This window comes from Algoriphagus sp. oki45, from assembly GCF_036245605.1.
Classification (GTDB): domain Bacteria; phylum Bacteroidota; class Bacteroidia; order Cytophagales; family Cyclobacteriaceae; genus Algoriphagus.
Window position 1 is genome coordinate 1,095,073 of the sequence record NZ_BTPC01000001.1, and the last position, 15,313, is coordinate 1,110,385.

Sequence of the window (15,313 nt, forward strand, 5' to 3'; positions counted from 1 at the left end):
GCATCTCATCATGAGTACCTTCTCAACATTCTCTCAATTAGGGTTTACCTTTTTCTTTCTTTTGTGCTTGGGAAGATCAGAAGGGTTCGCCCAGAAAACTCCCTCCAGATTTGAAAAAGTAAATCCCAAATCATCCGGAGTGACTTTTAAAAATCAACTCAAGGAAGATAGGGAAAACAACATCCTACGCTATGAGTATTTTTATAACGGGGCAGGTGTTGCTATTGGGGATTTAAACAATGATGGATTGGACGACCTGTTCTTCACAGGAAACATGGTCTCCAACCGCCTTTACAGGAATTTGGGTAAACTCAAATTTGAAGATGTCAGCAAGTCTTCAGGTACTCAGGGAAAGAGTTCATGGACAACGGGCGTATCCATGGCTGATGTAAATGGAGACGGATTGCTGGATATCTATGTGTGCTACTCCGGTAAAGGCCCAGACTCTTCCAGAAAAAATGAGCTTTGGATCAATAAGGGAAATTTCAAATTTGAAGAAAAAGCTGAAGAGTTTGGGATAGCTGATCCGTCAAATAGCACCCAAGCCTTGTTTTTTGATTATGACCTAGACGGAGATTTGGACCTTTTTCTTCTGAATCACAATATTCAGGTCATTAACGAAATGGAATTTGACGCGGCAAGAAGTGGAAGACACCCCACGGCCGGAGATAAACTCTACCGAAATGACGAAGGCAAATTCATCGATGTAAGCGAAGAAGCTGGAATTAAAGGGTATGCCTTAGGCTTTGGATTAGGAGTGGTAAGCTCAGATATCAATCAGGACGGTTGGCCAGACTTACTGGTGACGAATGATTACATCGAGCAGGACTATCTCTACATTAATCAGAGGGACGGAACCTTCAAAGATCTTCTTACCGACTACCTATCCCATATCTCCCATTTTTCCATGGGGGCAGATATCGCGGATATCACTAATGACGGGAGACAGGAAATCTTCACTCTGGATATGCTTCCGGAGGATAATGAGCGGCAAAAACTGCTCTACGGACCTGAGAACTACGAGCAGTACGATTTGATGATCCGACGCAAATTCCATCATCAACTGATGCGAAATATGCTTCATCTCAATTTGGGCGAGGGAAAGTTTGCCGAAGTAGGGCAATTGGCCGGGATCTCCAATACCGACTGGAGCTGGTCAGCCTTGTTTTTTGATGCAAATAATGACAGCAGAAAAGACTTGTTTGTGACTAATGGATATTATCGGGACTATACCAACCGAGACTTTTTAAAATACAAAGGGGATTATTACTTCAAACAAGCTGTAGCTAAAGAGAACGCAGATACGCTACACTTAGTCACTTCCATGACCTCTACCCCTATTCATAATTATTTCTTCGAAAATCAGGGAGATGTAACATTTTCAAACTTGTCCCTAGCCTCAGGATTAGGGGAAAAAGGCTTCTCTTCGGGAGCTGCATATGCCGATTTGGACGGAGATGGAGACTTGGACTTGGTAGTAAATCATATCAACGAAACCGCATCTATTTACGAAAACAAATCAAACGGTGGAAACTGGATCAAAATTTCCCTGAAAGGTCCTGAAAAGAATACCTTCGCCCTAGGCGCGCAAGTTTTGGCCTATGCATCAGGTAACACCTTCTTTTTGGAACAAAGCCCGGTCAGAGGATTCCAATCCTCGGTAAGTCCAGTTTTGCATTTAGGATTGGGAGAGATAGGGACTCTTGACAGTTTGAAAGTAATCTGGCCCAATAGCTCGGAAAGCGAATATTTCGACCTGGAAACCAACAAACTTTACACTTTTGGCTTGGATGAAACAAAGCAATTCTCCAAGACAAAAACAAAAAGTCCATTCGTAGAAGAGATACCTCAAACCCTGGATTTCAACCCATCTCTTTCCACCCTCAATGATTTCAAAAGGCAACCTCTGCTGCTGACTATGCCTAGTCATTTAGGCCCCATTTTAGCCTCAGGTGATTTGAATCAGGATGGGATTCCTGAGGTATTTATTGGGGGAAATAAAGGATCTGCAGGAAGGATTTTTTCTTTCATTCAGGGAAAATGGGAAGCCTATCGGGGCTTTCGGTCCTCGTCCGGCTTTGTAGACGGGGCAGTGCTAATGGAAGACTTCAATGGAGATGGATATTTAGACTTGTTCTTGGGTAGTGGCGGGTACCATGATTTCTTAAAAGAAGATGAAGGACTTAAAGACCGGCTTTTTCTCAATGATGGTCAGGGAGTATTGGTTCCCAGTGCTGACTTTCCATCCTATGCAATAAGTACAGGAGCAGCAACCACCCTCGATGCGAATCAGGATGGCATGCCGGACCTATTTGTTGGCGGTAGAATCGTACCGGGAAGATATCCGGAAATCCCCGAATCCAAGATTTTGGTCAATGACGGGAAAGGAGGCTTTTCTGACCAAAGCTCCAGCTATCTATCCGATTCCAAACTTGGGATGATCACCGGAGTGGCTGTTCAGGATCTGAATGGAGATGGCAAAGAGGACTTGATTTTGGTCGGGGAATGGATGTCTCCCAAGGCCTTGATCCAGGAAAACGGAGCATTCTCAGATCAAAGTGATGCTTTCTTCCCTCCGCACCTATCCGGGTGGTGGCATTCCTTGCACCAAGTGGATTGGGATGGAGACGGAGACTTGGATTTGATCTTGGGTAATTTTGGACTCAATTCACCACTGAAAGCCAATCCGGAGGCTCCTATGACCCTACACGCTCATGATTTTGATCAAAATGGAAGCATAGACCCCATCATTGAATGCCTAATTGGCGAGGGTTTTTATCCATTTCCAAGCCGGGACGAACTGCTGGATCAGATGGTAAGTATGCGTAGCAAATTCACCGATTATGCTTCCTACTCCAAAGCCGAAATGAAGGATTTGTTTTCACAGGAGCAATTGGATCAGGCACAAAAACTCCAAATTGAAACCTTGGAAACCCTTCTTTTGGAAAACACCCCCAATGGTTTTATCCCTAAGAAATTACCCAAATTAGCCCAATCCTTTCCGGTATTCGCTATTCACAGCATAGATATCAACAAGGATGGTCATTTGGACTTGATCTTAGGAGGAAATCAAAACCAAAGCAGAATCCGAATCGGAAGAATTGATGCAGGACATGGTTTGGTACTATTGGGCAATAGCAAAGGTGAATTTACATCTGCACTTCCAGAGGAGACTGGAATCGCCATCAGGGGAGATATCAGATCCATCCTTGAGGTCAAATCAGGAGAATCCAGCTATCTAATCTTTGGAATCAATCAACAGCCTGTCAAATCCTTTATTTTGAAATGAAAACCAGATTCGTTTTTCTGATCCTCTTTTTTATAACTTTGACCTCCTCAGCTCAGAAAAAAGCATTGGATTGGCCAAAAATCTATGCGGATCAACTTTTTAAAATTACCGAGGTCATGGTTACTGACGTGGCAAGCCCTCCCGTCGCTGCCCGAATTTACGCATATTCTACTTTGGCAAGTTATCTGGCTATCCGACAGTCGGATGCCGAATTTTCCAAACCTGACTTTCTTCCTTCCTCTCCCATTCAAACAGCTGGATTTAAACCCTCCACCTCCGGAATCAACAATTTTGAATTCCCGGCTATTTATGCAATGCTTTTGGTAGGAGAAAAAGTCATGCCCTCTGGCTACTTATTGAAAAAAGCACAGGAAGACTGGATTTCATGGGGCTTAAAAAACAAGGTGATTTCCAAAAAAGACCAGACAACGAATCTCGCCTTCGCTCAGGAAATTGCAGATTTTGTACTCTCTTATGCCCAAAAAGACGGGTACATCCAACTCACCGCTCTTCCCAGATATACCCCAAAAGAGGGCGAGGGCTACTGGTATCCAACTCCTCCAGCCTACATGGCTCCAGTGGAACCGGAATGGAAAACGATGAAGACTTTTTTCATCAAGAATCTTGAGGAGTTTGACCCAAAACCCATGGCTCCATTTGACCTGACGAAGGGAAGTTCCTTTCAGGTTCAATTGGAAGAAGTATACACCGTCACCCAAAATCTAACCGAAGAGCAAAAACTCATTGCCAACTTCTGGGATTGCAATCCATTCAAGGTAGAGTTTTCCGGACATATGGCTATTGGAGTTAAAAAAATATCTCCGGGAGGTCATTGGATCGGAATCACAGGAATAGCTGCTCAAATAGCCCAATTAAGCTTTGCTGAGACGGCCTACATCCACGCCTTGGTTGGGATGACCCTGCATGATGCTTTTGTCTCCTGTTGGAAAGCGAAATACGACACCAATCGGATCCGGCCTGAAACTGCCATCAACCAGAAAGTTGATCAGTCTTGGAGACCTTTGCTTCAGACTCCTCCTTTTCCTGAATACACCTCAGGACATTCAGTGATTTCCACAGCTTCGGCTGTGGTATTGACAGCATATTTTGGAGATAATTTCTCCTTTTTGGATACTTCTGAGGTTTACTTTGGCCTGCCGGAAAGACCCTTTGATTCTTTTCTCCAAGCATCTCAGGAAGCGGCCATCTCCAGGCTTTACGGAGGAATTCATTATCGGGATGCTATAGAATATGGAGTCGAGCAAGGAGACCGAATTGCGAAATACATTATTCAACAGACCCATCTGGAAAAATAAGGTAATAATTTTTTGAAAGTAGATCTTATCCTTCGGGGAAAATGATCACCACGTAAGACAAAAAACCTCGATTTTCGGCCAAGCCTTACCCTCGATTCATGTAACAAACTGAATTAATGAGAAAGCATAAAGTGGCTTAATCTCATTTAAAATCTCCTGACCAAGTCACTTCCTTTTCAAAAAACTTCAGGGTAGCATCCAAAAGCACCGAGGTTTCCAATCGAGTCAGAGGCTTTTCAGGGAGTAAACTATCCTTAAGGCCTGAGGATTGCCAAGCACTGCTCAGGTCACTTTCGGATAAGTTGGCATTGATCAATTTAAGGAAAACCAAAAGCCTGGAACCTGTGAGATAGTCACCGGATGCTCCCCAAAAATCTTTCAGTTGAGGATACAAAGGTCGCAGCCCATCCACAACTTCAAACTCAGTGGCCAATCGCTCAGGATAAAACCAGGTCTGATTTGCCCAAAGATAAGGCACTCCTTCCCCTTTGAAGATTCCGGCAGCTCCGGCTTTTTGCATGGAAGAAAAATGCGGCTGACTTGGATTCATATCCAAAAATGGCATAATAAAGGCCCCTTGTGCCAAAAGCTTTTGCTGAACACTACGGATTGAAACTTCCTGTAGGGGCTTTTTTTCCTGCAAGGCAACAGTCGCTAAAATCCCGGCAGCATGACCGATTCCCAAAACGACCGGCTGAAGACGGGAAGCCCCATTCACAATATTGGAAACAGAAATGCTTTTCTCCGCCAGAATCAAAGCAGGATGGTCTTTAGGTACCAAAGCGCCTAGAGGAACATTGTATGAAGGTACTCTGATTTTGATAAAATCAATTGCTGGAGCATCCAAGTTCTTTTTGTGATGATGGTCGATCGTATAGTCTCCCACTGCCACTCCTGTACGATAAAGTGGAGTCGGGGCAGAATAAGGAGTCCTGACATAAGGGAGGGTAAAGTCAACCATCCCCCGATATCGTCTTGACTCCCGATGATAGGGAATCATGGGAAGATCATCCTGAGTTGGATATTCCTCTTCCGCCAAGCCTAAATGGGAAAAGCCTAATTCATGCTGAATGAAATAGACAAATCGAAGGGTAGTTTGCTTGGCCTTTTCGATTTCAGCAGCCCTTTCTTCCGGGCTCAATTCAACCAGATTGACGTAGTGATCATTGCCGCAGTTGGGCCAGTTGATCATGTATTTCCCATTGGGAAGCTTGCCATAATCAAGCATTTTTCCGCAATCCAATGTAGGCGCATTGTCTGTAATCGGGTCTGCATGAGCGCAGGCACAGGCAAATTCCTGTGGGTCATAATTATCAGGCCGGGGAATAGTTTTATCTACTCCAGGCCCATAATCCTGAAGAGTAGCCACTAGGGTCAGGTCCTGCACAATGTCGTTTGCCATCTCAGGAGCAAACTCCTCTCCTATTTCAGCCCGAGCATCCATTCCTAGACGGTAAGGCAGGTTCTGTGATGCAGCCACATCACCCAATTCTGTCGCATCGATCAGCATGGGTGCAGTCACGGTGAATTTTTGACCATTCTGAGAAAAAACCACGGTCCAAATACCCTTCTCATAGTTGGCACTTTCCCATTCCGAATCAAAGGAAATTTTTAGCGCAGGTACTTCTGCGGTCATTTTCTGTAAGATTTCATTTCCTACTTTGGGTTCAAAAAGCGTATTGCTCACCCAGCCAGTGGAGAGTTTGTCCGGGCCACCATAATAGGCTTCCAGTCGGGATCTAAATTCGCCCCAGATTCCAGCAGGCAGCCGGTGATTTCCATCAATAGCTGAGACTCCTGCCGAAGTCAGCATCCCCCCCAGCCAGGGAGTAGATTCGATAATTAGCGTTTGGGTACCCAATCGGCCGGCGGCAATTCCTGCCGCAGTACCACTTGCTCCTCCTCCTACAATAATCAAATCGTAGCGCTGCTGCCCAAAAGAAATCCCTGCTGAAAGCAGGAAAAAGGCAAAGACAAAATATTTCTTCATTGGATTGGAATTTTTAGGAGGAATACTTGGATTTCCTTACTATCCTCAAATATTATTTAATTTCTCTCAAGAGCCAGATACAGGAGGTTGGTCTGCGACTGCAAAGTCTTTTCCTGGGTTCAAATTTTCATAAAGGGATTGGATCAAAAGCCAGGTATTGTCTTCTGAAAGCTCCCAAAACATGGCTCCTTTCAGCCCTTTTTTCCGGATGTATTCAGCTTTTTTGGCAATGGATTCAGGGTCTTCATAAGTGATCCAAGTAGAGTCCTGAGCTGAATGCAGATAGGGAGCCTGTGCTTTGTCATCCCAATACCGCTTGAATTTGGAATTCATGCCCAAAGCATAAATTTGATGAAAAGGCAGTCCCATCTTGAATTCTCCCTGTTGAAATAAACCGTTTTCCACAGGATTGACTTTTCCCCACATTCTCCCATAAAAAGGAACACCTAAGACCAGTTTTTCGGCTGGAACTCCAAATTCAATATGCTCCTCAACTGCAGTGGAAGCAGACCTTCCCTTTGCCCCATTGGGAAAAAGATTGGCATGGTGGCCAGTGGTCTTATCTCCTGCTGTGTAAAAATCATAAGCCATAATATTGATAAAGTCCAGGTACTTTTGAGCTTCTGCCAGATTATTTACCTCCAAGTATCTCCTGAATCCTCCAGAAGCGATGGTGCTCAAATAGTGCGTTTGATTTACTGCGCCCAATGAATCCAATGCCTCTCTAAAGCTTTTGAGCATCAGGACAAAATTCTCTCTGTCCTCAGGTCTCACAGGATTATTATCACCCTGCAAAGCCGGATATTCCCAGTCAAAATCCAATCCGTCGAGCTTGTGCTTGATGAGGTAATCAATACCGGATTGAGTAAGTTTTTTTCTCCCCTCTTCGGTCAAAACAGCATCAGAAAACCCCTTGCTATGGGTCCAGCCGCCTATTGAGACCAGAATTTTTAGATCAGGATTACGGCTTTTGAGAGAATGGAGTGCACGAAAATTAAGGCTATCCCGCGCTCCGTGCCCCTCTTCCATAGGTGCAATTAATCCTAGGCTGTCTACATGGGCAAAGGCATAATTGATATGGGTAACCCGCTCAGCTGGGATTCGCTTAGGGTCGACCTTCTTCCAGCCGGCCACATAGGCTACAATTACAGGCGAAGATGGTTCGGTTTTACATCCAAGTACTGTCACAAGTAGTGCTAAAGCAATAAGGCAGGTTCTTTTCATAGAATTTCTTTTGGCACAAAGTAAAAAAAGACAGAGGCCTTGGTCCAAGCCAAAACCTCTGTCCAATATAAGTTTAACTGAAAATTAATTTCCTCCGTCCCACCACATTTTGGTGGCAAAAAGGTCGCCTCCCATTCGGGAAATGGCAGCTTGGTAATTTTCAGGATTGGAGCCGATCTCTGACTCCCAGTATCTCAATCTTCTAGGAATGAAGTTACCTTCCTCAGCGTTTGGATCTTGTGTAGGAGTCAGAACAGGATATCCAGTTCTTCTCCAGTTGGCCCAAGACTCGATATCATTCAGATAGGTAGCTGCCCAATATTCCTCACCGATCAACCTCATCTTGTCTTCCGCAGATGCAGTCGCAAAACCACGACCCGCAATGTAATCGGAGATTTCTTCAGAAGTCACCGCAAATGAAGGATCAAAATAAGTCCAAGCATTGATAGCTGCTGCCACACCTGCATTGAAAAAACCTTCTGCGCTTCCGGAAATCCAGCCTTTCATGGCGGCCTCAGCCTTCATCAGTTCAACTTCAGCATAGGAGATCAGGAAATAAGGATCTTCCCAATCCAAATACTTAAGGTTGAGCATGGAGAAGTTTTGTTGAACGATAGTGAATCCATCCAGAGTACCTGGAGGTACCACTTCTCTGATATTGGTAGAATTGTATCCATTAGGCATTCCGATTTGCTTTTCGGGATCAGTGATCCAGGTAGAAGCATCCTCAGGATTACCCACTCCGCCAGTCACGATCATCTTTCTTGGGTCGTTATTGGTAGTCATCCAGTTCATGAACGTCTCAGAAATCTTGCAGTCTCTGGAGTATTTGTAGGTATTCCAATAACCGTCATTCAATCCGTTTCGGTTTACGCCCTGAGGTCCTGGGGAATAGTGGATAAATGCCACATCATCATTGCTTGTGAAGGCACCGCTATTGAAAGCTTCAGTGAATACTTCCTGCGCTTTGCCTGGATCAACATTGGAGATTCTCATTGCCAATCTCATCAAGAGCGAATTGGCAAATTTCTTCCATTTGGCAATATCTCCACCATACACAAAATCCTGCACTCCCAATGGTCTTGCAGATGCAGAGAATTTATCTCTTGCCGCCTTGAGGTCGTCAATCATTTTGTAGTAAACTTCCTTTTGAGGCTCATAGGCAGGGAACCAGTTTTGCTCCCCTTCCAACCCGTAGCCCGCCTGAGTATAAGGAATGTCCCCATACATATCAGTCATCCGGTGAAGATCGAATACCCGAAGAATAGTCGCTGCGGCATTCACATTAGCCTCCGCAGGATTGTCATTTGTTTTTCGGATTACTTCAGAAAACAAGCGAATGACATCTGTGAAGTGTCTTTCCATGTAGGCACCTGAATACTGTGCATTATAGAAATATTTGTCTCCGCTAAAGTATCCTGCAGTCGACGCAGTGTGCTGAATCATGGTCGCTGCATAGAGCATATTTGCCCGGGTATTTTCATACTCCCCACCGATTCTCAAGGTACCTAGGGAAAATAGGTACTGCATGTCGATATCTTCGACTGCGTTCTCGTTGATATTCAGGTCAAGTAGGTCTTGCTCGCTACAAGAAGTAGCAAAAAGCAAGGCAGCCAGCATCAAACCTGATATTTTATTGATAATTCTCATTTTCAAATAGTTTTAGGGTTAGACCTTCTTAGAAGTTGGCAGAAAGATTAAATCCAAAGCTTCTGTTTGCAGGAACCGAGAAAAACTCCAATCCTTGAGCATTTCCGGAAGTAGTATAGGCCGCTTCTGGATCGATATTTGGAGTTTTTGACCAAAGGATAGCCAGGTTACGACCAACCAAAGACAAAGAAAGAGACTGGAATGGCGTCTTTTGGATGAAAGAATTCGGGAAAGTATATCCGAAAGAGAATTCTCTCAATTTACCAAAGGAAGCATCGTAAACCACATATTCAGTCACTTGTGAATAGCGCTGCCAGTAGTTGTCGATTCTGTATTCGGTAGGATCTGCCGGGTTAGCTGGAATATTCCAAGTGTTTGGCGTTCCTTCCGGAGTCACACCAGATACAGTAAGACCTCCATCTCTGCCATTCAGTGTATTTTCATGCAATCCGAGCTGATAAGCGAAATAGTTAGTACCTGACATGACAGAACCACCTTGTCTAAAGTCGATCAAGGCCATCAATCGGAATCCTTTGTAGGAGAAGGTATTGGTCAGACCACCGGAAATCGGGTGACGTCCCTCAGCGATGGTTTCATATCCCGCAGTTGTCACGGGATAACCATTGGCATCATATACCTTTTGACCGTTGATTTGCTGATGCTTAAATCCTGCAATCATACCCAGTGGCTGTCCCACGATGTGTCTGATTCGCTCTCTTCTGGTTCTTGCTTCATCCAAGTTGATGAATTCAATAGGATCACCTGCAGCATTGGTACCTAAGCTCAACACTTCTGATTGATTATTGGCAAAGTTGAAGGAGATATCCCATCTAAATTCTCCTGCTAATGGAGTAGCATTGATCAATAATTCAATACCTCTGTTTTGCAATTCCCCGATATTGATGGTTGTGGCACCAAATCCAGAAGTGGCAGAAATACTTGTATTCAAGATATCGTCTGTAGTGGTTCTGTTATAGTAAGCCACATCAAATCCCAATCTGTTTTGGAAGAAGCGGATATCAGCACCGATTTCATACTCAGTTGATAAATACGGAGAAAGAGTAGAGTTAGGAATCGCCCCATTGTTGATTTGGCCTAGATTTCCTCCCAAGTGACCTGCTCCCACCAATCCATAAGTCAGGTTCAGAGCATAAGGATTTGGCGCTCCACCGCCTACTTGACCCCAGTTACCTCTAAGCTTGGCAAAAGTCACAAATTCAGGCATCTTGATCATATCAGAGATGACAGCAGAAAGACCCACGGATGGATAGAATAATTTGCTGTTTTCTGGCGCAAGGGTAGAGAACTGATCTTGTCTGCCCGTGAGGTTAAGAAAGATCATGTTTTTGTAGCCTACGTTCGCAGCTGCGAAATAGGAATTGATCCCCAATTCAGAGAATCCATATCCGAAGGTAGGTGCAGCCACATTGGTCACAGAGTGGAAGAAAGGTACAACCAAGTCGTTTCCTCCTCCTCTTTTTGATTCGATAGTTCTTCTCATGATGTTGGAACCCACGAATCCATCCACATCAAAATCTCCAAAAGTCTTCTCAAAGCCCAGCATGAAATCTGCATTGTTTTCCCTGATACTCTGAGTAGTTGTGTTGAAGCTTCCCCGTGGCTTGAAGGCTGTTCCATAAGCTTCAAAGGCATCATCAGTTCTTACTTGATAGTCCGTACCAAATCTACCTTGAGCATACAACCAATCCGTGAAATCATATCTCAAAGACATATTTCCCAGAATTCGGTCTGTCACGTCAGTTCTTCCCCACTGATATACCGCCCAATAAGGGTTGGTCTGAAACACGTTGGACTGATAGCGAAGCTCAGTTCCATCAGGTAATGCACCTGGCTTATTGGGATCGCCCTTGATCACATCCAAAGGAATATTTCCCGGCTTTACTACCATGGAGAAATTGGCATTGCCTGGAGAGTCAGAAAGTCTTGGTCTGTTGGTAGCTTCTTGCTTCGAATATTGGCCAGTTACCGCAAGGGTAAATTTACCCTGCTTACTGTTTACGCTGATATTGGCCACATTTCTGTCAAAACCAGCATTAGGCACTACATCTTCGTTTGTCAGATTGGAGAAAGAGAATCTGTAGTTGGTACTTTCATTTCCTCCAAAAAGGGCAATGGAATTATTCCAGGTATGTCCGGCGCTGTAGAAATCAGAAAAGTCTTCACCAAGATAAGAGTAAGGTCTTTGCTGTCCATCAAATTGGATAGCCGCGGCTCCGTCATAGCGAGCACCCCAACCATTGATGGCTGTATTAATTGCTTCATCCTGAGTTAAAGGTCTTCTTCCATCCTGACCTGGGCCGTAGATTCTCTGGAAATTGGTCTCATCTACCACATTTTCTACAGTAAAGTTAGAATTGAAAGAAACTCCAATTCCTTTTCGAGCCGATCCTCCTTTGGTGGTAATGATGATTACCCCATTAGCTGCACGAGCTCCATAGAGAGCCGCAGCGGTATTTCCTTTCAATACGGAAAGGGATTCAATGTCATCCGGGTTGATCGCAGAAAGCCCGTCACCGGCATCATTTCCACCCCAGAGTCCCGCAGAACCTAGGTTTCCGGATTCAATTGGAACACCGTTTACTACATACAAAGGCTGATCATTTCCGGTAAGTGAGGAACCTCCCCGAATGACCACACGGGTAGAACCGGCAGCACCAGTGGAAGGAGGGGTCACATTCACCCCAGCTACTTTACCTGTAAGGGCATTTCCCAAGTTGATTGCTCTGGATTCGGTAAACTTATCTCCGGAAAGCTGGGTCACAGAATATCCAAGGGACTTCTGATCTCTCTGCATACCGAAGGAAGTCACAACCACCTCCTGCAATTCGCTGGCATCTTCATCCAAAACTACATAGAGTTCGGACTGATTTCCGACAGTAAATTCTTTGGAGGTAAATCCGATAAAAGAAAATACCAAAACGGACTGATCCGTCACCGAAATGGAGTATTCCCCGTCCACATTGGTCGTGGTACCCCGCTGATTACTTTTGTCCAGGATCGTGACCCCGGGCATGGGAAGACCATCTGTCGAAGCAGTGACCACTCCCTTCAACACCCTCTCTTGGCTTTGCGCTGAGAATACCACCCCCAGCGTAAAAACCAACAGAAAAGCACTTGCTAGAAACTTTCTCATAGCTGGTAATTATAGGTTATAAATGATTGGATTGACTCTATCCGGTGATCCGGATGCTTTTTGGAGAAAAGATCAAGTAAACTGTTCACCATATATTTTATTTTAAAATGAAAACCAAACGGATAAAAAGTGTGACAAAATGAGATTCAGCCAAACATTCTGACAATGACCCAATTCACCACCATATTTTATTTATTAGCCTTAAAGCTAAATATTTCAAGCATTCAGACAAAAGAATTTCTAATTTTTTTTACACTTTCTCTGAATTCTTTTTTAATTTTTTTTTAAAAGTTGGAGTTGTGATATTTTTTTTTATTGAAAAGGAGGCTTTTTTTATCAATTAATCGACTTTTCTACGGACTTATCTTAAAAATGATCGTTTCGTCTAAATACTTTTAGAAATAATCCAATTTTCTATACAAAAATCAAAGCTTAGTCAAGAATAGTCTAAAAAAAAAGCCATCCCCTGAATCAAGGGATGGCTTCTATATTAAAGTATTTGCTCAGAATTATCTGATGAAAAGCATCTCGCGATACTTCACCAAAGGCCAGCTTTCATCATCTACCAAAAGCTCCAACTTATCTACTGCATATCTGATTTTGTCAAAATAAGCCTCTTTCACTTGCTTCTGATATCCTTTAGCACGCTTGATGATGTCATCTTCCTTATTCAACTGCTTTCTTGCTTCTACCATTTCGGTGACAGCAGTCTTGAGGTTGGCAATATGCTTGGAGACTTCTTTGATAGTCTCTACAGCAGCTGCATTATCCAGTCCCAAACCTTTCAGACCGTTCGCGTTTTCAATCAGCTTATTTTGATAAAGAATTGCAGTAGGAATGATATGATTTAGGGCCAAATCACCCATCACTCGGCTTTCGATCTGCACCTTTTTAATGAAGGCCTCCAATTCAATCTCATGACGGGCGTGGATTTCCACTCCATTAAGCACATTGTGACGCTCAAAAAGCTCCTTAGTCGCCTTCTTGGTGTACACATCCAATGCTTCAGGAGTAGACTTCAGATTGGACAAGCCTCTCTTCTCAGCCTCTTGTGCCCATTCGTCAGAGTATCCGTCTCCCTCAAATCTGATTTTCTTAGACTCCTTGATGTACTTTCTGAGCACATTGACGATGGCAATTTTCTTCTCTTTGCCTGCATTCATTTCCTTTTCGATGTCCTTGTAGAGTTGTTTCAAAACATCAGCTACAATCACATTCAAGGTAGTCATAGGACCGCCCACGTTGGCAGAAGAACCAACAGCTCGGAATTCAAACTTGTTTCCAGTGAAGGCAAATGGAGAAGTTCTGTTTCGGTCGGTATTATCCAGGATGATTTCTGGGATCTTGGAGATACCCAACTTCATGTACATGTTGTCTCCCTTCTCGATCTTCACGTTTCCGTTTTTCTCCAATTCATCCAACAATTCAGTCAGAGTAGCACCCAAGAAAACAGACATGATAGCAGGAGGTGCCTCATTGGCTCCCAAACGGAAATCATTGGAGGCAGAAGCAATACTTGCTCTCAGAAGGTCTGCATGATCATAAACAGCTTTCACAGTTGCCACCAAAAATGCAAGGAACTGCAAATTTTCTCTAGCTGAGTTGCTAGGCTGGAATAAGTTTACACCGGTATCTGTAATCAAAGACCAGTTGTTGTGCTTTCCGCTTCCGTTTACATTGGCAAAAGGCTTCTCGTGGAAAAGCACCTTGAAGCCATGCTTCTCCGCTACTTTGTCCATGATATCCATCAGCAACTGATTGTGGTCAGTAGCCTTATTGATTTCTTCAAATACCGGAGCTACCTCAAACTGACCAGGAGCCACCTCATTGTGACGGGTAGAAACCGGAATACCCAACTTGTGTGCTTCAATTTCGAAATCCATCATAAAGTCCTTCACCCGAGTAGGAATAGAACCAAAATAATGGTCTTCCAATTGCTGACCTCTTGCCGGAGTATGTCCGTAGACGGTTCTTCCAGCCATCACCAAGTCAGGTCTGGCAGCAAAAAGGGCTTTGTCCACGACAAAATATTCCTGCTCCACACCCAAGGATGGAGTCACTTTGCGTACGTTTCTGTCAAAAAGCTGGCAGATGGCTACTGCGGCATCGTTGACAGCCTCCATGGACTTCAACAAAGGTGTCTTGTAATCCAAAGCCTCTCCGGTGTAAGAAACGAAGATGGTAGGAATACAAAGAGTCTTTTCAAAAATGAAAATCGGAGAGGATGGATCCCAAGCAGTATAGCCACGGGCTTCAAAAGTAGATCGGATACCTCCATTCGGGAATGAAGAGGCATCAGGCTCCTGCTGCACCAAAGCAGAACCTTTGAATTTCTCCAAGCCGGCATGCGCGTCATAGAAGGAGTCGTGCTTCTCGGCAGTGGCGCCGGTCAAAGGCTGAAACCAGTGAGTGTAATGAGTCACTCCCTTGGACATAGCCCACACTTTGACAGCAGATGCGATTTCCTCAGCGGTAGCCGGATCGATTTTGGATCCTTTGTCGATCGCTTCCATCACCTTTTTGAAAACAGATGGAGCCAAAGACTGCTTCATCTGAGCTATTCCAAATACATTGGTGCCGAAGTAGTCTGAAATTTTAGAGGAGGGCGGGGTTACTGCTACCCGCTGTCTGGCCTGAACCATGGCCAAGGCTGATTGTCTTAGTGTTGCCATATCTACAAATTGTGGTTT

7 protein-coding genes are annotated in these 15,313 nt (G+C 44.2%); 2 read left to right on the forward strand and 5 right to left on the reverse strand.

Going from position 1 to position 15,313, the window contains the following annotated elements:
* Nucleotides 1–10: 10 nt before the first annotated feature.
* Nucleotides 11–3,289, forward strand: a complete 3,279-nt coding sequence (locus tag AAA942_RS04765; protein WP_338219091.1) for a VCBS repeat-containing protein — start codon at nt 11–13, stop codon at nt 3,287–3,289.
* Entirely contained in the window at nt 3,286–4,605 is a 1,320-nt protein-coding gene (locus tag AAA942_RS04770) for a vanadium-dependent haloperoxidase (protein WP_338219092.1), read from the forward strand. Before AAA942_RS04765 ends, AAA942_RS04770 begins: the two co-directional genes overlap by 4 nt.
* A gap of 142 nt (nt 4,606–4,747) precedes the next feature.
* On the opposite strand, the gene AAA942_RS04775 is transcribed toward AAA942_RS04770, so the two are convergent.
* The 5 genes from AAA942_RS04775 to AAA942_RS04795 form a co-directional block, all read right to left on the reverse strand.
* Complete coding sequence (locus tag AAA942_RS04775) at nt 4,748–6,595, reverse strand: FAD-dependent oxidoreductase (RefSeq protein WP_338219093.1); 1,848 nt, start codon at nt 6,593–6,595, stop codon at nt 4,748–4,750.
* A gap of 66 nt (nt 6,596–6,661) precedes the next feature.
* Nucleotides 6,662–7,819, reverse strand: a complete 1,158-nt coding sequence (locus AAA942_RS04780; protein WP_338219094.1) for a glycoside hydrolase family 18 protein — start codon at nt 7,817–7,819, stop codon at nt 6,662–6,664.
* Nucleotides 7,820–7,903: 84 nt separating this feature from the next.
* Entirely contained in the window at nt 7,904–9,469 is a 1,566-nt protein-coding gene (locus tag AAA942_RS04785; protein ID WP_338219095.1) for a SusD/RagB family nutrient-binding outer membrane lipoprotein, read from the reverse strand.
* Nucleotides 9,470–9,497: 28 nt separating this feature from the next.
* Entirely contained in the window at nt 9,498–12,623 is a 3,126-nt protein-coding gene (locus tag AAA942_RS04790; RefSeq protein WP_338219096.1) for a SusC/RagA family TonB-linked outer membrane protein, read from the reverse strand.
* A gap of 509 nt (nt 12,624–13,132) precedes the next feature.
* Nucleotides 13,133–15,295: a glutamine synthetase III family protein gene (locus AAA942_RS04795; RefSeq protein WP_338219097.1), complete on the reverse strand. Its 2,163-nt coding sequence runs from the start codon at nt 15,293–15,295 to the stop codon at nt 13,133–13,135.
* Nucleotides 15,296–15,313 lie beyond the last annotated feature (18 nt).